Source organism: Enterococcus sp. DIV1726a (assembly GCF_051710985.1).
Classification (GTDB): domain Bacteria; phylum Bacillota; class Bacilli; order Lactobacillales; family Enterococcaceae; genus Enterococcus_B; species Enterococcus_B hirae.
Genome location: NZ_JBIOLS010000001.1, coordinates 1,272,912 through 1,294,245 on the forward strand (window position 1 = coordinate 1,272,912; position 21,334 = coordinate 1,294,245).

14 protein-coding genes are annotated in these 21,334 nt (G+C 35.8%); 10 read left to right on the plus strand and 4 right to left on the minus strand.

What is annotated here, in order from left to right; all coding sequences use genetic code 11:
• Window positions 1–634: 634 nt before the first annotated feature.
• The 5 genes from IGJ27_RS05760 (at window position 635) to cbpB (ending at window position 10,165) form a co-directional block, all read left to right on the plus strand.
• Window positions 635–6,604, plus strand: a complete 5,970-nt coding sequence (locus IGJ27_RS05760) for a hypothetical protein (protein ID WP_438791697.1) — start codon at window positions 635–637, stop codon at window positions 6,602–6,604.
• 269 nt (window positions 6,605–6,873) lie between these two features.
• A complete protein-coding gene (gene racE, locus IGJ27_RS05765; protein WP_178306413.1) occupies window positions 6,874–7,695 on the plus strand; it encodes a glutamate racemase in 822 nt (273 codons plus the stop codon).
• Window positions 7,696–7,698: 3 nt separating this feature from the next.
• On the plus strand, window positions 7,699–9,048 hold the full coding sequence (gene rph, locus IGJ27_RS05770) for a ribonuclease PH (RefSeq protein ID WP_010737495.1): 1,350 nt from the start codon (window positions 7,699–7,701) through the stop codon (window positions 9,046–9,048).
• On the plus strand, window positions 9,045–9,557 hold the full coding sequence (locus IGJ27_RS05775) for a metallophosphoesterase (protein ID WP_010719280.1): 513 nt from the start codon (window positions 9,045–9,047) through the stop codon (window positions 9,555–9,557). The genes rph and IGJ27_RS05775 overlap by 4 nt, the downstream gene beginning before the upstream one ends.
• 107 nt (window positions 9,558–9,664) lie before the next feature.
• Window positions 9,665–10,165, plus strand: coding sequence for a cyclic-di-AMP-binding protein CbpB (cbpB, locus tag IGJ27_RS05780; RefSeq protein WP_010719279.1), 501 nt, complete (start codon window positions 9,665–9,667; stop codon window positions 10,163–10,165).
• A gap of 90 nt (window positions 10,166–10,255) precedes the next feature.
• On the opposite strand, the gene IGJ27_RS05785 is transcribed toward cbpB, so the two are convergent.
• A complete protein-coding gene (locus tag IGJ27_RS05785; protein ID WP_034697771.1) occupies window positions 10,256–11,170 on the minus strand; it encodes a mechanosensitive ion channel family protein in 915 nt (304 codons plus the stop codon).
• A 168-nt stretch (window positions 11,171–11,338) separates the two neighbouring features.
• Here IGJ27_RS05785 and IGJ27_RS05790 point away from each other — a divergent pair, with 168 nt between their 5' ends.
• Complete coding sequence (locus tag IGJ27_RS05790) at window positions 11,339–12,352, plus strand: branched-chain amino acid aminotransferase (RefSeq protein WP_010719277.1); 1,014 nt, start codon at window positions 11,339–11,341, stop codon at window positions 12,350–12,352.
• Window positions 12,353–12,804: 452 nt separating this feature from the next.
• Here the strand turns inward: IGJ27_RS05790 and fabI are convergent, their stop codons facing one another.
• The gene (gene fabI / locus IGJ27_RS05795; protein ID WP_010719275.1) at window positions 12,805–13,560 is read right to left on the minus strand and encodes an enoyl-ACP reductase FabI; all 756 of its coding nucleotides are present in this window, start codon (window positions 13,558–13,560) and stop codon (window positions 12,805–12,807) included.
• A 216-nt stretch (window positions 13,561–13,776) separates the two neighbouring features.
• On the opposite strand from fabI, the gene fabZ reads away from it, so the two are divergent.
• Window positions 13,777–14,217, plus strand: coding sequence for a 3-hydroxyacyl-ACP dehydratase FabZ (gene fabZ, locus IGJ27_RS05800; protein WP_010719274.1), 441 nt, complete (start codon window positions 13,777–13,779; stop codon window positions 14,215–14,217).
• A gap of 127 nt (window positions 14,218–14,344) precedes the next feature.
• On the opposite strand, the gene IGJ27_RS05805 is transcribed toward fabZ, so the two are convergent.
• Window positions 14,345–15,103 (minus strand): peptidylprolyl isomerase, encoded by a 759-nt coding sequence (locus IGJ27_RS05805; RefSeq protein WP_178305997.1) that lies wholly within the window; start codon window positions 15,101–15,103, stop codon window positions 14,345–14,347.
• A gap of 184 nt (window positions 15,104–15,287) precedes the next feature.
• On the opposite strand from IGJ27_RS05805, the gene IGJ27_RS05810 reads away from it, so the two are divergent.
• The 3 genes from IGJ27_RS05810 to IGJ27_RS05820 all read left to right on the plus strand — a co-directional run bounded on the left by IGJ27_RS05810 (window position 15,288) and on the right by IGJ27_RS05820 (window position 20,014).
• A complete protein-coding gene (locus IGJ27_RS05810; protein ID WP_010719272.1) occupies window positions 15,288–16,382 on the plus strand; it encodes a DUF871 domain-containing protein in 1,095 nt (364 codons plus the stop codon).
• 340 nt (window positions 16,383–16,722) lie between these two features.
• A complete protein-coding gene (locus IGJ27_RS05815; RefSeq protein ID WP_053766076.1) occupies window positions 16,723–17,658 on the plus strand; it encodes an alpha/beta hydrolase in 936 nt (311 codons plus the stop codon).
• Between the two features lie 355 nt (window positions 17,659–18,013).
• The gene (locus IGJ27_RS05820) at window positions 18,014–20,014 is read left to right on the plus strand and encodes a hypothetical protein (protein ID WP_256733974.1); all 2,001 of its coding nucleotides are present in this window, start codon (window positions 18,014–18,016) and stop codon (window positions 20,012–20,014) included.
• Window positions 20,015–20,145: 131 nt separating this feature from the next.
• On the opposite strand, the gene gap is transcribed toward IGJ27_RS05820, so the two are convergent.
• Window positions 20,146–21,156 carry a type I glyceraldehyde-3-phosphate dehydrogenase gene (gene gap / locus IGJ27_RS05825; RefSeq protein WP_010719268.1) on the minus strand — a complete coding sequence of 337 codons (1,011 nt, stop codon included), beginning with the start codon at window positions 21,154–21,156 and terminating at the stop codon, window positions 20,146–20,148.
• Window positions 21,157–21,334: the final 178 nt, after the last annotated feature.

The following is a 21,334-nucleotide window of genomic DNA, read 5'->3' on the forward strand; positions in this document are numbered from 1 at the left end:
AAGCTCGAAACCACAGACTCCACTAAACCCAACGATTCACTTATCTAAAGGTTTAGATGAATTTAGTCGATGAACCATAATTGCTCAAGCTGAATCATTTTCTGAGAAGGGATTGTTCGGCTCTTGCTGTTTTAGGGATGGTTAATATTTTTCATCTCTTCGTCAATAAGTACTGATGAGTGATGCAAAATCAAATCTGGGCAAGAAGGTACCCCATTCTTTCTCAGATTTTTTTGTTTTCTCACATTTGTTCGTTAATTAATCAAAAAGTTTCTATTTTTCATGATGTTATTGAATTAAATCCGTAAATTACGTATTTCTATATTTTTATACAGGAATACTATTTTTTTCAAATCACTACACGTGGTTACGCAAATATATTCAGAAAAAAATTATGAAAGAAATAGTTATGTATAAGTGGACTCAAATAAAACTTTATTCATGCATAATCTTTTTGAAAACACTATTCTTGACTAATTATTTTCAGAAATTAAAAATAATATTCTAAAATTTGAACAAATACCATGGTATTAAATTCCAAGAATTTCTTTATTTAGGAATAAAAGTTTTTGATGTCCTTTTTTTTCTGATAAATTTATAAAGCAGTATATAAAAGTGCAAAGGAGAAAACAACATGGAAAAACTAAATAAAAAAAATGGAGAGAAAGTAAGCGTACAGTCCAAAAATCAGCGTGGTATTTTTTATAGACTAAAGGATAGGTTGAAACTAAATAAAAAAAACGGAAAAAAAGTAATTGTACAACCCGAAGATCAGCCTTCACTTGCTTATGAACTAACTAATAAGTATAAACTTGAGAAAAATAAATCTGATGATATGAAAGCACTAGTAGCATTAGGAAAAGATCTTTCTAAATATGCCCCAGCTACAATCGAAGGAATCCTCTTCTATCTTTCATTGACTCCAGAAAAGAAAAACCTGTTTCAACCAAGAAATAGAATAGTAAAGCCTGAAGATCAGCAAAGTCATGCTTATAGACTAACCAATAAGTACGAACTAAAAATGGAACGTACTAATCCGGAGAAATTCGCAAAATTAGGTAGAGAACTTTCTAGATATGATCCAGCTACAATCGAAGGAATCCTGTTACATCTTCCACTGATTCCAGAAGAGAAAGACCTGTTACAACCAAGAAATAGAATAGTACAGCCCGAAGATCAGCTTGAACTTGCTGATAGATTAATCGATAAGTATAAACTAAAAAATAAACATACTAATCTGAAAACAATGGCAGCATTAGGAAAAGATCTTTCTAGATATGATCCGGATTCAACCGAAGGAATCCTCTTACATCTTCCATTGATTCCAGAAGAGAAAAAGCAGTTACAACCAAGAAATAGAATAGTACAGCCCGAAGATCAGCTTGAACTTGCTTATAGAATAACCAAAAAGTATAAACTAAAACATCAACATACTAATCTAAAAACATTCATAGCATTAGGAAAAGATCTTTCTAGATATGATCCAGATTCAACCGAAGGAATCCTCTTACATCTTCCGCTGATCCCAGAAGAGAAAAACCTGTTACAACCAAGAAATAGAATAGTAAAACCCGAAGATCGACTTGAACTTGCTGATAGGTTAACCGATAAGTATAACCTAAAAATGGAACGTACTGATCCGGTGACATTCGCAAAATTAGATAGAGAACTTTCTAAATATGATTCAGATTCAACAGCAGGAATCCTCTTACATCTTCCGCTGATTCCAGAAGAGAAAAACCTGTTACAACCAAGAAATAGAATAGTAAAACCCGAAAATCAGCCTAATCTTGCTTATAGATTAACCAAAAAGTATAAACTAAAACATCAACATACTAATGTGAAAACATTAGTAGCATTAGGTAAAGAACTTTCTAAATATGATCCAAATTCAACCGAAGGAATCCTTTTACTTCTTCCATTGAATCCAGAAGAGAAAAAACTGTTACAACCAAGAAATAGAATAGCACAGCCCAAAGATCAGCCTGCTCTTGCTTATGAACTAACTGAAGAGAAAAAGCAATCTACTAATATGGAAACACTAGTAGCATTAGATAAAGATCTTTCTAAAGATGATCCAACTTCAAGCGGAGGAAACATCTCCAATTTTCCATTGAATCCAGAAGAGAAAAACCTGTTACAACCAAGCAATAGAATAGCACAGCCCGAAGATCAGCCTGCTCTTGCTTATGAACTAACTGAAGAGAAAAAGCAATCTACTAATATGGAAACACTAGTAGCATTAGATAAAGATCTTTCTAAAGATGATCCAACTTCAAGCGGAGGAAACATCTCCAATTTTCCATTGAATCCAGAAGAGAAAAACCTGTTACAACCAAGAAATAGAATAGTACAGCCCAAAGATCAGCCTGCTCTTGCTTATGAACTAACTGAAGAGAAAAAGAAATCTACTAATATGGAAACACTAGTAGCATTAGATAAAGATCTTTCTAAAGATGATCCAACTTCAAGCGAAGGAAACATCTCCAATCTTCCATTGAATCCAGAAGAGAAAAACCTGTTACAACAAAGAACTATTGAAATGGAAAGCATAGATAGAACCTTTTTTATTGACTATCTTAATGAACAACATAACCTTAATTCAAACACGCCTTTATCGGAAAAAACAAAAGCTGCACTAATTGAAGACCTTGATAAATTCTATTATCTTCCTTTGAAACCTAGTACGTGTTATAACTTTATTTCCGATCTACATATTATAAATAGAGATGATGTATATGAGCTTCTAAATGATCAAATTCCCAAGGTAAATGAATTAATAACGCAGGTAATAAATAATGCTACTCTAGCTATTACAAATAAATATCAACTTTTAGAGAACCAATCTGTCCCCAAAGAGAAACTAGAGGCAATAGCAACTGAGATCCTGGATTTAAATCTTGGTGAAGAACAGGAAAGGGAGGTTATTGCTAAACTTGAAATCTCAAAAGAAGATCGAGCTACTCTTGAGGAAATATACAGAGAAAAACGAGACTTATTGCAAACACAAGAAAGTCAGAAAGACGCTGAAATAAAAGCTGCTACTATAGCTATTATAAATACATATGAACTTTCAGTTGAAAAAACTACTCCTCAAGAGAAATTAAAGGCAATAGCAAATGAGCTTATAAATCGAAATCTTAGTACATTACAGGAACATGAGATTATTTACCTACTTGAAATAGAAACAAAAGACAGAGACACCCTTCGGACAATATACAAAGAATTAAAAAAAATACAAGAAAATCAGAAAGATGCTAACGTAAAAGCTGTTACTATAGCTTTTAAAAATATATATAAACTTTCAGAGAATCAACCTAACTCCCAGAATAATTTAAAGGCAATAGCAAAAACGATTGTGGATTTAGATCTTAGTGATGAACAGAAAAGAGAGGTTATTCTCGAACTTGAAATACCAAAAAAAGATAAAGACACTCTTGGGACAATATACAAAGAATTAAAAATAATACAAGAAAGTCAGAAAGACGCTAACATAAAAGCTATTACTATAGCTATTACAAATATATATAAACTTTCAGAGGATCAATCTAACTCCCAGAATAATTTAAAGGCAATAGCAAAAACGATTGTGGATTTAGATCTTAGTGACGAACAGAAAAGAGAGGTTATTCTCGAACTTGAAATACCAAAAAAAGATAAAGACACTCTTCGAAAGATGTATTCGAACAAATTAGAGAAGAAATTGCAGAAATTGCATTGGGAAAGAGTTAGTATAGCTACAGCTATTTCAAGTAAATATCTACTTTCAATTGAAAAAACGACCCCTCAAGAGAAACTAAAGGCAATAGCACATGAGCTTATGGATTTAAATCCTAGTGAAGTACAGGGAATTGGAAAGGATATTTTTCACCTACTTGAAATGAAAACAAGAGATAGAAAAACTCTTAGGACAATATATAACGAACTTAAAAAAACACAAGAAAGTCAGAAATACGCTAACATAAAAGCTGCTACTCTAACTATTACAAATATATATGAACTTTCAAAGGATCAATCTAACTCCCCAGAAAAACTAAATAAAATAGCAAAAACGATTGTGGATTTAGATCTTAGTGATGAACAGAAAAGAGAGGTTATTCTCGAACTTAAAATACCAGAAAAAGATAAAACCACTCTCCGAGAAATGTACTCGGACGAATTAGAGAAGAACTTGAATGGGGAAAGAGTTAGTATTGCTAAAGATATTTCAAGTAAATATCAACTTTCAGTTGAAAAAACGACTCCTCAAGAGAGACTAAATACAATAGCAAAAAAGATTATGAAATTAGATCTTAGTGATGAACAGAAAAGAGAGGTTATTAGAATACTTGAAATATCAGAAAAAGATCAAGACACTCTTCGAGAAATGTACTTAAACAAATTTGAGGAGAAATTGAATTGGAAAATAGTTACTACAGCTGCAGCTATTTCAAGTAAATATCAACTTTCAGTTGAAAAAACGATCCCTCAAGAGAAACTAAAGGCAATAGCAAATGAGCTTATGGATTTAAATCTTAGTAAAGCACAGGAAAAGGAAGAAGAAATTATTCATCTACTTGCAATAGAAACAGAAGATAGAGACACTCTTCGGACAATATACAAAGAACTAAAAAAAATACAAGTAATTAAGAAAGTTGCTACTCTAGCTATTACAACTAAATATGAACTTTCAGAGGATCAATCTAACTCCCCAGAAAAACTAAATAAAACAGCAAAAAAGATTGCGAATTTAGATCTTACTGATGAACAGAAAAGAGAGGTCATTCTCGAACTTAAAATACCAGAAAAAGATCAAGACACTCTTCTATCTATATACGAAGAACAAAAGAAAGCTGCTAATATAGCTATTATAAAAAAATACCAACCTAACGCCCAATATGATCTAAAGGAAATAGCAAAACATATTGCGAATGAAAGACGTAATAATGTCAAAAAAAAATCAACAGAATCAGAACAATTATTTCAGCAGAATGTAAATGCTGTTGCTACTACTATTACAAATAAGCATCAGCTTTCAGAGGATCGACCTGCAACCTCGAATAAACTACATAGAATAGCAAATGAGGTTGTGAATTTAAACCTAAATATAGACCAGAAACTGGAGCTCATGCGTACGCTTGCCTTGACACAAGCAGACAAAGACAAGCTTCGGAATATATTCTCAAATAGTGTAATAAATGATAAGATCGTATCCCTATTGGCTGAAGAAATAAAAGTAGCTTACCAACTTACAGAGAATAAAGCTATCTCTCCAAAGGATTTACATAATATAGCAATTACCATTGAGAATAGTTCTCTTGATAAAAAGTATATGGATGCGGTTCCAAACGCTCTTGTCATGACAAGAGAAGATAAAGAGACACTTCGGGATATGATCAGAGAAAGAGCGAAACAACAAACAGAAAAAAAACAAGAAAATGAAGCAGACATTAAAATAAATGGGAAGACCATAGCTGAAGTACTAGATGACAACGCACTATTGCTATCTCGAGCAATGAACACTGCATTAGAACTTAAAGAGAACAAAAAGGTAGAACCAGAAATACTATCTATGATGGCAGAATTTATTGGTAGCAGAAAACTTAATGAAATAAATAGACGCAACATACCTTATATGCTTACTCTTACTAAAGAAGATAAAGAAGAGCTTAGTGAAATAATAAATGAAAAAACAACGTTGCTTAATAAGGAACTCGAAATTTCACAAGAACCAGCTAAAATGAACCTAAGCTCAACATTAAGTCAAGGACTTAACAATTTAGATTCAAACCCAAAGGATCCACTACAGACATCACCAAAACCAAATTTAAGAACTCTACTAAATCAAAGTGAGAATACTCCTGGCTTGGAACCAAATACGTCGCCAAAACCAGGAACTTTACCAAAAGCACCAGCCCGGATTAATCTATTAAATGTTGTGGTACAGAATAAGATAGTCTCCCTATTGGCTGAAACAATAAAAGTAAATTATCAACTTTCAGAGAATAAAACTACCTCTCCAAAGGATTTACATGAAATAGCAATTACCATTGAGAATAGTTATCTTGATGAAAAGTATATGGATACACTTTCTGATAATCTTGTCATGAGAATAGAAGAAAAAGAAGCACTTCGGGATATAATCAGAGAAAGAGCGAAACAACAAACAGATAAAAAACAAGAAAATGAAGCAGACATTAAAATAAATGGGAAGACTATAGCTGAAGTAGTGGATGACAACGCGCTTTTGTTATCTCGAGCAATGAACACTGCATTAGCACTTAAAGAGAACCAAAAGGTAGAACCCAAAATGCTATCTACGATGGCGGAATTTATTGGTAGCAGAAAACTTAATGAAATAAATAGACGCAATATACCTTATATGCTTACTCTCACTAACGAAGATAAAAAAGAGCTTAACGAAATAATCAATGGAAAAACAACTTTGCTAAGTAAGCTTCCCGAACTAGATAGAACAAACCCAAATCCAATAGATCAAGTTCCATTACCATTGAATCAAAGACTAAGTAATCGAGGATCGGAACAAAGTACTCTACCAAAACCAAACAAAAATATAAAACAAATGAATTCTTTATCTCAAGGATCAGCTGAAGTTAGTCGATAAACCATAATTGCTCAGAGACTGGGACAAAACTTGTCTCAGTCTCTTCTAGTATCTCTAAAACGAATCGCAATCATTCATGATAAGTGTAGATAAAGAGCAATCTTCATCTGCTAAAAACAACTAACTTAAGCTCATTAAGTCAAACTAGTGATTCTTTAGATCGACTGTGTGAGCTATTCAAGCTTTATGGATAGAAGTACAAAGGTAGTACTTGAAAAATCACCTTAAAAAGTCCACAATAAGGAAGATAGAATTTATTGAGAAAAAGGATGATACTATTGACTGATAATCGCCCGATTGGTTTTATTGATTCAGGTGTTGGTGGATTGACGGTGGTCAAAGAAGCATTGAAACAATTACCAAATGAAAATATCTTATATGTTGGAGATACTGCCCGTTGCCCCTATGGTCCTAGACCGGCAGAACAAGTGATCGAATTTACTTGGGAAATGACGAATCATTTGGTGGAACAAAACATCAAAATGTTAGTGATTGCCTGTAATACTGCTACTGCGGTTGCTTTAGAAGAAATCAAGGCGACACTTCCTATTCCAGTCATTGGTGTGATCTTACCTGGGACAAGAGCAGCTGTTAAACAAACAAGAAATAAACAAGTAGGGATTATCGGAACCCTCGGAACGATCAAAAGTCGTGCTTATGAAACAGCGCTGAAAACGAAGGTACCTGAACTTGCCGTGACTAGTTTGGCTTGTCCAAAATTCGTTTCGGTAGTGGAAAGTAATGAATATCATTCGTCAGTGGCAAAAAAAATCGTTGCCCAGACACTAGCGCCATTGGTTACTAAGAAAATCGATACATTAGTATTGGGTTGTACCCATTACCCTTTGTTACGTCCGATTATCCAAAACGTTATGGGAGAAAGTGTAACATTAATCGATTCAGGTGCAGAGACTGTCGGGGAAGTTTCGATGTTGCTGGACTATTTTGAAATCAGCAATTCAGTCAATGAGGGGCGGACGTTATGCCAATTCTATACGACTGGTTCAGCTAAGCTTTTTAAAGAGATTGCACAAGATTGGTTGATGCTCGATCAGTTGAATGTTGAGCATATTGAATTAGGAGGAAAATAACAGATGCGTCACGATGGAAGACAACCTCAGCAGTTAAGAAAAATAAAGATTGAAACAAATGTTTTTAAACATCCAGAAGGTTCTGTTATGATTCACTTTGGTGATACGATCGTCAATTGTTCTGCTACGATTGAAGAAAACGTTCCGCCATTTTTAAGAGAAACAGGAACTGGTTGGGTAACAGCAGAATATAGCATGTTGCCACGTGCGACTCATACTAGAAATCGAAGAGAAAGCAGCAAAGGAAAACTTTCAGGACGCACAATGGAAATCCAACGGTTGATTGGTCGTTCGTTAAGAGCGGTCGTTGATCTGAAAAAGTTAGGCGAACGTAGTATTATCATTGATTGTGATGTTTTGCAAGCAGATGGTGGGACAAGAACGGCAAGCATCACAGGAGCTTTTATTGCGTTAAAATTAGCAGTCGAAAAGTTACTTCAAACAAAAGTTTTACGTGAAGATCCAGTTATTGAACATTTAGCTGCTATCAGTGTTGGGATTTTACCCGATCAGACATGTGTGGCAGATTTAGATTATGAAGAAGATGCTGCAGCGTTAGTCGATATGAATCTAGTCATGACTGAATCTGGCAAATTTGTCGAGATTCAAGGAACTGGGGAAGAAGCAACCTTTGATGGAGAACAATTAAACGATCTGCTCTTTTATGGGAAAACGGCGATTGAGCAATTGATTCTTGAACAAAAAAATGTCTTGTTCGAGCAACGAGCAGAAAGAGAGGACGATTTGAAGACGATCGTTATTGCTACCAAAAATGCTGGGAAAGCAGAAGAATTTAAAGCGATGTTTGGCAAAGCTGGTTATGAAGTCAAAACATTGTTTGACTATCCTGAATTACCTGATGTAGAAGAAACTGGTTCAACGTTTGAGGAAAATGCTCGTCTGAAGGCGGAAACGATTGCTTATTTGTTGAATCAACCTGTATTAGCTGATGACTCTGGTTTGAAAGTAGATGCTTTAGGTGGCATGCCAGGAATCTACTCTGCACGATTTGCCGGTGAACACAAAAGTGATGCAGGAAACAATGCGAAATTACTTTATGAGATGACGGAGATTCCTGATGAGAAAAGAACGGCGCAATTTCATTGCACCTTGGTTTTTGCTGCACCGGATAAAGAAAGTCTAGTGGTGGAAGCGCAATGGCCAGGAAAAGTAGGAAGAATCCCAAGAGGAGACAACGGCTTTGGGTATGATCCACTATTTATTCCTGACGGTTCAACTGAAACTGCAGCCGAAATGTCAAGTGAAGAAAAAAACCAAGTCAGCCACCGGGCACAAGCAATGAAGAAATTGAGCCAAGTATGGCAAAGCTGGTTGGAAGGTGAAAACAAATGAATTATTTAGTTGTCAGTGATAACCATGGTGATCGGGAAATCTTAGCTGATCTAGTTGCTCGTTATCAAACGAAAGTGGATTTCTTCTTTCACTGTGGCGATTCAGAATTATCGCCAGAAGATCAATTGTGGACGCACTTCCATGTAGTCAAGGGAAATTGTGATTTCGGACCGGGATTTGTTGAAAAAGAGTGGGTTGATACTGGGAAAGATAAAATATTTATCACTCATGGACATTTGGCAAATGTTCGTTTTGGTCTTACTCAATTAGCGCTTGAAGCGCAAGCCAACCAAGCAACGATGGTCTTTTTTGGTCATACGCATCAAATTGGTTGTGAGGTAGTAGAAGGGGTCTTGTATTTGAATCCTGGAAGCATTTCGCAACCACGAGGACCGATCCAAATCCCTTCTTATGCCTTGATTGAACACAGTGGAGAACAAGTCAATGTTCAATATTATAATCGAGCGCATCAACCTGTCGAGGAACTGGCTTTCACTTTTTCCTTGTAAGCAAAAAATCTCTAATTTTTACTAAAATCTCGATTTTTTATATGAATTTTGCATCCGTTTTCGGTAAAATAATTATGTTGAAATGAAATTGAAATGGAGGCCCTCCAATGATTGGACCGATTGTAAGAGAGTTATTGCTACAAAATCGAGAGACTTTTTTGATCTCGGCTGAAAATGTAGCGAATGTCATGTATCAACATCCATTATCACATGGTTTGCTTGTTTTATCGAAAGTAGGTTATACGAAGATCCCTGTACTAGGAAAAGATGACCGTTTTGTGGGATTAGTTAGCTTATCTGATGTCGTCAATAAAATGATCGATCTACAAACGATCAGTATGGACCCATTAGAAGGATTAACCGTTGCAGATGTAATGGAAACGAATGTTGCAACGATCGATGAAAATTGGGAACTAGAAGAAGTTCTCCATTTATTAGTTGATTCACCTTTTCTACCGGTTGTTACAGAAGACAAAGTTTTTAAAGGGATCATTACTCGAAAAGAACTACTAAAGGCAGTCAACTATATGGTGCATGAATTGGAACGACGAAACATTGTTTCGCCTAAAGTCGAAGAATTAAAAGAAAAGTTAGACATCGTTAGTTAACGATTAAAGCAAAAAAGATTGAGACTGATTACACTTATTTCTCCATTAAGGTCATTTAATGGAAAGCGTAAGGAATCGTCTCAATCTTTTTTATTTCAAGCTGATCGGGCTGTTAGGAATGGTAAATCCTGCTGTTGTCAATTCTTTTACATAAGAACTCAAAAATTCTTCTTTCAAAACAAATTGTTTTCCATTCAAGGCATAACAAATGGTTCGAATCGCAAAATTACTGTTCCCTAAATCGACTAATCCAAAAATTGTTGGTTCAGTTTGTAAGTCGTCTTGGTATTTTTCAGCTAATCGTTGATTTACACGATCGATGATTTCGTAGATAGAATCATAGCCTTCTTCCGGCACGATGCGAATATCAAGTAGAACTTGCATATTCGCTCTGGATAGGTTGCTGATAGTCGTGATGTTTCGATTGGGAATAAAGTGGACCGTACCGTCTACGGCTTTTAGCTGTAACGTCCGAATACCGACAGAAGCCACTGTTCCTTCAATTGACAGATTCGCTAATTTTACATAATCTCCGACATCCATTTGTTGTTCCATAATAATGAAAAAGCCAGTAATCACATCACTCATAAAGCCTTGTGCGCCCAATCCAATTGCTACCCCAGCGATTCCCGCTCCTGCCAACAATGAACCAATCGGAACACCAATGACGGATAAAATCGCATAAATAAAGAAAAAACCCATCGTGTATTGGAAAATCGTATTTAACAGACTGTGTAACGTTTTTAAACGACTTTCATTCAAAACCGATTTCTTAGAATATTGTTTAAAAGATTTATCAATTAAATATTTCCCGACACGGTTGAGTATGGCAAATAAAAGAATTAAAAAAACTAAATAAAGTCCTTTTTGGATGAAGGTTGCAAAAATTGCATCCCAATCGATCGTATTCCAGAAACGTTGAAAAGCATTCACTTGGTGGACTGCTTGGTCAGTTAATGTTTCACCTGTGGAAGTGGTTGCTGTTGTCGCTAGTTGTAAAAACATAAGATCCCCTTTTCTAAAATATATACTCACTATTGTATTGTAACAAGAACGAGGGAAAAAGAAAATCAGCAAAACTGTTTCAAATTTCAGAAATTTTCCAAAAAATAAAATGACAAACCTCAAGGATAGTGCTAAAATATTCACAAAACAAAGATAGGTGGAATGAATATGCAATTGGATTGGAATAATTTAGGTTTCTCATATATCAAAACTCCTTGGCGTTACGTTGCAAAGTGGAAAGATGGTCAATGGGAAAAAGGAGAATTGACGGAAGACAACTATTTAACAATCCATGAAGGTTCTCCAGCGCTTCATTATGGACAACAATGCTTTGAAGGATTAAAAGCTTACCGAAGAAAAGATGGCAAGATCAATCTTTTTCGACCAGATCAAAACAGCCGTCGTTTGAATCAAAGTGCTAGACGGTTATTGATGCCGATGGTACCAGAAAAAATGTTCATTGAAGCTGTGAAAGACGTAGTCAAAGCGAACGAAGCATTTGTACCACCTTATGGAACAGGCGCAACATTATACTTACGTCCTTTTCTGATTGGTGTCGGTGAAAACATTGGTGTGCACCCAGCGCCAGAGTACTTATTTGTCGTTTTCTGTACACCAGTTGGTGCTTACTTTAAAGGTGGTTTGAAACCAACGAACTTTATCGTATCAGAGTACGACCGGGCAGCACCTAATGGAACAGGGGCAGCAAAAGTAGGAGGGAACTATGCAGCTAGTCTGTTGCCAGGTACACAAGCGAAGGAATTAGATTATTCAGACTGCGTGTATTTAGATCCTGCTACTCACACGAAAATTGAAGAAGTCGGTGCAGCGAATTTCTTTGGTATTACTAAAGATGGGCAATTTATCACACCGCAATCGCCATCGATTTTACCAAGTATCACGAAATATTCACTCTTACAATTGGCTGAAGAGCGTTTAGGCTTAACTGCTGTCGAAGGGGATATCTTTATTGATCAATTAGACCAATTTGCCGAAGCAGGAGCGTGTGGCACAGCAGCGGTCATCTCACCGATCGGAGGGATCTATTATCAAAATAACTTACATGTTTTCCATAGCGAAACAGAAGTTGGTCCTGTAACTAAACGATTGTATGATGAATTGACAGGGATCCAGTTTGGCGATGTAGAAGCGCCTGAGGGTTGGATCGAAGTAGTCGAATAAACAACAGTATAATCTAATAAAAAAGAGATGCTACGATTTCTAGGACAGATAAAGACGATCTGTCCTAGTTTTTTTATAAATTTAGTTCTACAAGCTTTCTTGCCATATACTACTTTAGAAGAGTTTATCCATCACCAAATAGAAGATACAATTTCACTCATATTAAAATATAAACTATTTATATTTTAACAATCAAATGGCTTGTAATCTGCCACAATAATCTAGATAGGCATATTTCATGCGTATCATCGTCTGGGTCTCATATTTTCTTTAGGGATCAATCAAAATAAGACGACCCAATATTGATAAGCCTATCAATAGTAGGTCGTCGTTTAAAGTTTATTTGAAACCGGTGAGTTCGTTAGTGTTAAACGAATTTTTCCGTTATCTTACTTAAATAAAAAGCGATTCGTGTTGTTTTAAATGGGATGACTAAAGTAAATAGGGTTCTCTTAAGATAAGTGGACGCCTTTATCTACATAAACGATGTCGCCAATCATTCCGCTTGATAATGGGCTAATTAAAAAGGCACAGGCATTCCCGACTTCTTCGATCGTCACACCTTGTTGATCTGGTGTACGTGATTCAGATAATTGGATCAATTTTTGGTAATCTTTCACGCCAGTAACCGCTAATGTTTTGATCGCTCCAGCTGAAATACCGTTGACACGAATGCCTTTAGGAGATAGTTCTGCAGCTAAGTAACGGATGGCTGCTTCTAAAGATGCTTTTGCGATTCCCATCATGTTGTAGTTAGGAATAGCGCGTTCTGATCCTAAATAAGACATGCTTACAATTCCGCTGTTATGTGCTAGATACTTTTGTGCATATTTTGTTACAGCGATTAATGAATAGCTACTGATATCTTGCGCTAATTGATAGCCGTCACGTGAGATATCGGATACGTTTCCTGATAATTCTTCTTTGTTTGCGTATGCGATCGCGTGTACTAGGCCGTGGATTTCTCCAGCATATTCGCCGATTGCATCCATTGCTTTTTCAATACTTTCATCACTTGATACATCACATTCCACCGTAAAGGCATCTTCGCCGACTAATTTAAGCAATGATTTTTTCATGCGTTCATTTTGATAAGTATAGATGATCTCAGCACCTTGTTTCATCATTGCTTCGGCACAACCCCAAGCAATACTACGCTTATTTGCGACGCCCATAATGACGATTTTCTTTCCTTCTAAAAAAGACATATTGACACTCCTTTGATCTTAAAAAGATTTAATAGGTTGTATAATAAACAATAATTGCAAAATAATAACCTCTTGATTTTCTATTATTAGTCAAAATGCTTTGATTGTCAAACTATTTTTTTTAATAATAAAAAAAGATTGCTAAAAATTTAAGAATATGATACTTTGATAATCAAAGTAATAATCAAGGCAATTAGCCAAAAGAAGGAGTATATTATGTCTTACGTATTATCAGCTACTGAAGTAATGGACTTGATTCCCAATCGTTATCCAATATGCTATATCGATTATGTCGATACCTTAGAACCAGGAAAGAAAATCGTCGCAACGAAAAATGTAACGATCAATGAAGATTTCTTCCAAGGACACTTTCCTGATAATCCAGTAATGCCTGGCGCATTGATTCTAGAAACCTTAGCGCAAGCTGGATCGATTCTGATTTTAAAATCAGAAGAATTTTTAGGCAAAAGAGCGTATATCGGTGGGATTAACAAAGCGAAATTTCGCCAGAAAGTGGTTCCTGGTGACGTGATGAAATGTCATTTTGAAATCACAAAAATGAAGGGTGCAGTAGGGACCGCTTTATCTGCGGCTTATGTCGAGGATAAAAAAGTTTGTGAGTGTGAGTTTACTTTTATTGTGAACAAAGATGCTTAATTGGGTAAAGCGGCTTTTATTATAAAAGCAGAATTTACAAGGACCCAGTTATCAGTAAAAGCCGAAGAACAGCAAAGGGCAATGGAGTACCTTTCGTTATTCTTCGGCTTTTACTTAATGATTCGTCTTATGATTCTTTCGCTTCCTGTAAGATATTGATTTTTTCAATTTTAACCGCTTCTTTTGGTTTATCTGAGGCATCTGTTTCAACCTCTGCGATTTTATCTACAACGTCCATTCCTTCGATGACTTGTCCAAAGACCGTATATTCACCATCTAAATTAGGATAGCCACCATTTTTATACGCATTGATGATTGCTTGAGGGTAATCATCTTTTAATAGTCCGTCATGCATATCATCTGAGTTTTGGACGATAAAGAATTGGCTCCCATTACTGTTAGGATCTTGGGCACGTGCCATGGATAAAGCTCCGCGGATGTTGTAAAGCTGGTTAGATATTTCAGTTTCAAATCCTTTGCCCCAAATACTTTCACCGCCAGTACCATCCCCTTTAGGATCGCCTCCTTGGATCATGAAATCTTTGATCACTCGGTGGAAAGTCAAGCCATCGTAATAGCCATCTTTAGCATGTGTCATAAAATTCTCAACTGCTTTAGGGGCCAATTCAGGGAATAATTTCATTTTGATTGTCCCTTTTGATGTGACCATCTCAACCAGATCTTCATTGGCAGCGACCTCATTGCTCAATTGAGGAAGAGGGAGTGCGTTTAAATCGACACTTTCTTTTGTACTGCTTTCCGTTGTTTTTTCTGTTGAACTTGTTGTTTCAGAAGTGTTTGTTTTTGGTTCACTTTGATTACACCCTGCTGCAAATAGTAGGGTTGCAACCAATCCCATACTTAAAAGAAGTTTTTTTGTTTTCATTTTTGGTTCCTTTCAAAGATAATCAGTTTGTTATCTATAATGATAACAAATAATGATCAATTTACCTATTCTTTTTCTCATAATTTCTTCGTTTATGATCACTTTTCTCAAAGGTGTAGACCATTTAAAGCGCTTTTGTTATAATGTAAGTGGATACAAAAAAGATTTTGGGAGGATTCAACTGATGGGAAAATTAGGTATTTCGATTTATCCGGAACGTTCAACGTTCAAAAAGGACAAAGCATATTTGGATTTAGCACATAAATATGGATTCAAACGTGTATTTACTAGCTTATTACAAATAGAAGATGACAAAGAGAAGGTTTTAGCTGATTTTTCTAAAGTTGTGGAATATGCGAACCAATTAGGAATGGAAGTTATGGTAGATATCAATCCAGCATTATTTGAACAATTAGGGATATCCTACGATGATCTTTCCTTTTTCCATAAGATGGGAGCGTACGGCATCCGTTTAGATATCGGGTTTACGGGAGCTGAAGAAGCAAAAATGACACGTAATCCATACGGTATTAAGATTGAGATCAATATGAGTTCTGGAACTAGTTATGTTGACAACATCATGAGTTATTCTCCGAATACTAATAATTTGTTAGGGTCTCATAATTTTTACCCTCATCGCTATTCTGGTTTGAGTTATGATCATTTTGTGTATTGCTCAGAAAAATTTAGAAATTATAATTTGAATACAATGGCATTCGTCAATTCTCAAACCGCTGATTTCGGACCATGGCCAACGCAAGACGGTTTGTGTTCGCTTGAAGATCATCGAAACTTAGAGATTTCTACACAAGTCAAGCACTTGATGCTTACGGGTTTGATCGATGATATTTCTATCGGTAATGCTTATGCAAGCGAGGAAGAACTAAAAGCGATGGCAGAAGCATTTAATGCAGATTATCCAACATTGAAAGTAGATGTTGAAGAAGATATCACCGAAGATGAACGGATTTGTTTGTTTGATAATCTCCACAGCTATCGTGGTGATCGTTCAGAATATATCCTTCGTTCAACAATGACACGGATCTACTATAAAGATAAACCATTCCCACCACATAATACCCGGGACATGTCTCGCGGGGATGTCTTGATTGATAATGTGGGGTATGACCAATACAAAGGTGAAACTCAAATTGCGCTAAAAGAGATGAAAAATGACGGTCGTGTGAATGTAGTCGGACGTATTTCAGAAGATGAATTGTTCTTATTAGACTTCTTAAAACCGTGGTCAAGTTTTAAAATGATCGAAAATAAAAAATAATGGTTCCTAACTTTTAAATTTTTTGTTTAAAAGCTAAGAACCATCGGGGAAACTTCAAAGCCGGTGAATTCTACTGGTTTTGAAGTTTTTTTGTAAAAATGATTGAAAAATTGATTAGTCTAAATAATTTGTCAAGATGTTATGTCTCTGAGATTACAAGACTGATCTTGATAGATTAGTTGTGTGAAGATGGTTTTTTTACAACCATTTATAATTAAATTTGAAGAGAAATGGGTGATGTGGAGCTTTATATTTACTCTTGGAAGGATTGCATCGAATAACTTCTTTGTTTATACTTAATCAAGAATTAGTATTAATAATGGAATAAGGAAGGAAAGCGATGAAACTTTTGACAAAAATAGTAATCGGAATTGCTATTGTCGTGATAGTGGTTCTATTATTTGCAGGCAACTATTTTTATAATTATGCAGTTGTCCCATCAGAAAAAGATTTTTTAGAAAACGATACGCCGGGAACTTCTCAAACAACAAAAGAAAACGAGGCGACAAAGTGGTTCAATCAGAAAGAGAATCGCACTTACTGGCATCTAACATCAACAGATCATTTGAAATTGTCTGCGATCTATCTGCCAGCAGAAAAGAAAAGTGATAAAACAGTTATTGTTGCCCATGGTTATATGGGGAATGCAGAAACAATGGCAAATTATGCAAAAATGTTTCATGATTTAGGCTACAATGTGTTAGTTCCAGATGCTCGAGGCCACGGGCGTAGTGAAGGGGATTATATCGGATTCGGTTGGCCAGAGCGAAAAGATTACGTCCAATGGATCGATAAAATCTTAGCAGAAACAGGGCAGTCGCAACAAATCGTGCTTTATGGAGTAAGTATGGGTGCTGCAACTGTGATGATGACGAGCGGTGAGAAGCTACCAAATAACGTGAAAGCGATCATCGAAGACTGTGGGTATTCGTCAGTTGATGAAGAACTTGCATATCAACTAAAAGATATGTTCAACTTACCTTCTTTTCCATTGATCCAAGTGACTAGCTTGATTACAAAAATTCGAGCAGGGTATTTTTTTGGGGAAGCAAGTGCCGTTGATCAATTAACTAAAAATACGAAACCAATGTTATTTATCCATGGTGATGCGGATACATTCGTTCCCTATAATATGTTAGCAAAAGTATATGCTGCAACTAAGGGACCAAAAGAAAAATACGTGGTCAAGGGAGCCGAACACGCAAAAGCGTATCAGGCAGACCCAGAAAAGTATCAGCAAACCGTCAAAGAGTTTTTAGCAAAATATGTCCAATGAGTTGTTTGCTAATAGCTAATACAAAAATAATTTTAGGATTCTAATAGAGAGAACTCATTCTTTTTATTTACCGGCAGTCATCCGTTTACAATAGAAATATGGGTGACTGCTTACATATATAGTTGAGAATTTTACATAAATCAGACAAAAAAACGAACGAAAATCAAGAATAGGTAAAGAGGAACCTTTCTGTCATTATCGAAAAATACATTGTGAAGAATGAAAATAGAGAAAATGAATTTAGGATCCTTTTTGACATAAAAGCGGATATAAAATCGTTTCATGAAAAAAAGCGAATCAATCGCACGAAACGATTTTTATTATAAAAAATGATCTCAAGAAAGGGAGCGAAAAAATGCCACTGGCAAATAAACTAGAACTAGAACAAGCTTTGCGCGCACGATTATTAGTCAATTCAATATCCTCTAAAGATACTAAACATTCAATTGTGAACCGTACAAAACGTTTGTTCAAAAAAAAACCTTCGATTGAAGTAAATAAGCAAGACAAATTTGGGAATTTCAAAATGTATGAACAATTTTTTGATCTTCCAGTTGGAGATATTCGGCATATTCCTGATTTGAATGAGACGAAAGCGATGTTTAAAGAGTATTTGAAAAATTGGAGTCATATGATCAATGTGAGTGACGATCCTAACATAACAAGTTTAGCTGAAGAAAAAGGTCAGTTTACAATGTACGATTCATTCGAACGGAGTAGCGATGCTATCCAAGAGACACAAAAAATAGAACAGGAACTTTTACACTTAAGTGGAGATGAAGCTCGTTTTCTCATATTACCACTCCTAAGTGGGAGACCGTTACATAAAGAGGAAAAAGAGTTGATTAAGGACACAACAGAAAACGAGCCTGTATATACTAGTTTAACAGGAGCAATTATCCAAAATCAAAAAAATAAATATCTCGTTACATTGGTAGCCTCGAATGACCAAGAGCTCACGATTCGCAAATACGCAGTCGATCAAGACAAAACCAAAGAGTTAGCCAATCTATTGGGCACGCCTTTACACTCTAGCCATGTGAATGAGACTACACTAGTGGATAAATTTGAGAATCTTAGGAATAAACAAGAAATAAAAGAAACGGCAAAGAATATATCACATTCAAAAAAATTTCATTTCTTACTTCCGCAACTATATTACACTGTTGACTACATTTTTTATGGGAATGCTATTGATCAAATTCATGAGGATGTTCAAAAGAACGGTCAAATACAAGATCAGAAGGGGAAGGCAATTGATGAACAAACGAAGCCCCCAATGGATTACTTCAATCTTACACCAGCAACTCAACAAAATAATCATAAACGTTTGATGAATGAGTTTCATTACGCAGCACTTAAGAGGATGAACCAATTACAATATTCGGAAGATCTTCTTCATTCGATGGTTATTGTACATAATAAAACTGAACAAGTGGAAAATATGGATAAGAATTGGAAAACAAAAATTGAAGATACAATACTCACAACTTCTCAACAAAGAAAATCGCCGTATAGACAAGATTCAGTAGAAGTAGAAGACAGAGGGATTTACCTAGCTGAGCTGCGGGAACCAAAAGAAATATTTGAGAAAGCAGAAGAACAATTAAAACAGTCAAGAGGGATTGTTCTGCCAAATGAAGTGGCAGCAATTAGCCGTTCACTTCAATATAGTAAGTATTATCAGTTAGAAAAAAATTCGATTGTACAAGAACTCTCTCGATTAATGCCAGGCGATCCAACTTCTTTTCTAGTTACTTCTCATGATATTCAGATCAAGTTGAAGGACAAGGGTCCTCATGAAAAACAGAATCTTGGTTGTGTGATACGGAAAAATACTTTCGGGAACTTTATCGTTTCAGTGGTTGATCCCACAGGTTACTATCAAAAAAGAACGCAAGTAAATGGTCTGTTACCTTGTGTACATGAATTTGAAATTTCTAAATCTAACCTATCAGAACTAGCACAAGCACTCAATAAGAGCAACGATAAGAACAAAAGTGACTTTATCCTTCAAAGGGATTTATCTTTAATTAGCAATGGAGGAAAAGTTACAGATTATATCATTGATCAAAGTGCTTATTTAAAATCAAAACAGGGATTTCATCATTTTTCTGCCGCAGTAGATTTTGCTATTTTTTCAAGTACAATGCAGTTAGGGCGTTATGTTTATATTAATGATCTTGAGAAATTGAGTGGAAAAAATACAGAGTTAGCGAATAATTTAGGAGAAGAAAGAGCATTGAAAATAGCTTATACAGAACACTTTGCTCAAAAGAAAGTGAAAAAAACACGAGCTAGTAATTCGCAAATAAGGGACGTTTATAAAAATTCTATCTTTGATCAAGAGAGATGATAAGGTTTACCATCACTCGTTCTTTTTGAACCAGTTTAGAAGAACGAGACAAAGAGACCGTTTGAACCACTCAACGAGTCGTTCAAACGGTCTCTATTTTCTATCGTTGAAAACGTGTGATCTTTTGGTGATTAAAGATTAGCAAATTTTTCCAACAAACGGATCATTTGACAAGTGAAGCCATATTCATTGTCATACCAAGCAACGGTTTTTACGAGTTGGTAATCGCCAGCCGTTGTGACTTCTGTTTGAGTTGGATCGAAAATCGAACCTTGTGTGGTACCGATTACGTCACCAGAGACGATTTGACGATCATCGTAACCAAATGATGGATTGTCTTCGGTATGTTTCTTGATCGCTTCGTTCACTTGTTCAGCGGTCACTTTTGTTTTTAAAATGGAAACTAGTTCTGTTAATGAACCATCCACTACAGGTACTCGTTGTGCGTGACCTTGCAATTTCCCTTGAAGCTCTGGAATAACTAAGCCAATTGCTTTTGCCGCACCTGTTGAGTGAGGGATCGTGTTGTCAGCTGCTGATCGAGCTGCCCGTAAATTTCCACCTTTTACTGGTCCGTCTAATAACATTTGTGTAGAAGTATAAGCATGAACGGTAGTCATAGTCCCCACTTCGATACCAAATTCATTATTTAAGAAATAAGCCATCGGTGCTAAACAGTTTGTCGTACAAGAGCCTGCCGAAATGATTTTATCATTAGCATCTAACGTATCATCATTTACATTGTATACGATAGTTTTCATTGCACCAGCAGGAGCAGAGATCACTACACGTTTTACCCCAGCGTTCAAATGGGCTTGTGCTTTTTCTTCCGAAGTATAAAAACCAGTACATTCCAGTACGATATCGACCCCGTTTTCTTTAACCCAAGGGATTTTACTTGCATCTGGTTCAGCATAGACACGCGTTTCTTCACCATCTACTACGATTGAGTCTTCTGTTGCAGTAACTGTACCGGGATAGGTTCCATGAGTTGAATCAAATTGTAGCAACTGTGCCAACATTGTTGGGCTAGTTAAGTCATTGATTGCCACGACTTCGATATCATCAGATACTTCTTTGATTCGGCGGAAAGCTAAACGTCCAATACGTCCAAATCCGTTAATACCTACTTTTACTGTCATAATCAAAAGTTCCTCCTTTAGTGATATTGAGGGTGCAGACTTCGCATCCTTGATTAATACACTGTCATTTTCCTCCTGTTCACAAAATTTGTCAAAAAAAGATACTTACAAAAGTAAAGTGATAAAAAGGTCTAAGAGATGAAAAGTACTAGGAGAACTTTGGAACAATTCACTTAGA

Excerpts from the sequence above, each read along its gene's own strand:
- IGJ27_RS05760 (WP_438791697.1), top strand. The coding sequence starts at position 635 with ATGGAAAAACTAAATAAAAAAAATGGAGAGAAAGTAAGCGTACAGTCC.
- racE (WP_178306413.1), top strand. The coding sequence starts at position 6,874 with ATGATACTATTGACTGATAATCGCCCGATTGGTTTTATTGATTCAGGT.
- rph (WP_010737495.1), top strand. The coding sequence starts at position 7,699 with ATGCGTCACGATGGAAGACAACCTCAGCAGTTAAGAAAAATAAAGATT.
- IGJ27_RS05775 (WP_010719280.1), top strand. The coding sequence starts at position 9,045 with ATGAATTATTTAGTTGTCAGTGATAACCATGGTGATCGGGAAATCTTA.
- cbpB (WP_010719279.1), top strand. The coding sequence starts at position 9,665 with ATGATTGGACCGATTGTAAGAGAGTTATTGCTACAAAATCGAGAGACT.
- IGJ27_RS05785 (WP_034697771.1), bottom strand. The coding sequence starts at position 11,170 with ATGTTTTTACAACTAGCGACAACAGCAACCACTTCCACAGGTGAAACA.
- IGJ27_RS05790 (WP_010719277.1), top strand. The coding sequence starts at position 11,339 with ATGCAATTGGATTGGAATAATTTAGGTTTCTCATATATCAAAACTCCT.
- fabI (WP_010719275.1), bottom strand. The coding sequence starts at position 13,560 with ATGTCTTTTTTAGAAGGAAAGAAAATCGTCATTATGGGCGTCGCAAAT.
- fabZ (WP_010719274.1), top strand. The coding sequence starts at position 13,777 with ATGTCTTACGTATTATCAGCTACTGAAGTAATGGACTTGATTCCCAAT.
- IGJ27_RS05805 (WP_178305997.1), bottom strand. The coding sequence starts at position 15,103 with ATGAAAACAAAAAAACTTCTTTTAAGTATGGGATTGGTTGCAACCCTA.
- IGJ27_RS05810 (WP_010719272.1), top strand. The coding sequence starts at position 15,288 with ATGGGAAAATTAGGTATTTCGATTTATCCGGAACGTTCAACGTTCAAA.
- IGJ27_RS05815 (WP_053766076.1), top strand. The coding sequence starts at position 16,723 with ATGAAACTTTTGACAAAAATAGTAATCGGAATTGCTATTGTCGTGATA.
- IGJ27_RS05820 (WP_256733974.1), top strand. The coding sequence starts at position 18,014 with ATGCCACTGGCAAATAAACTAGAACTAGAACAAGCTTTGCGCGCACGA.
- gap (WP_010719268.1), bottom strand. The coding sequence starts at position 21,156 with ATGACAGTAAAAGTAGGTATTAACGGATTTGGACGTATTGGACGTTTA.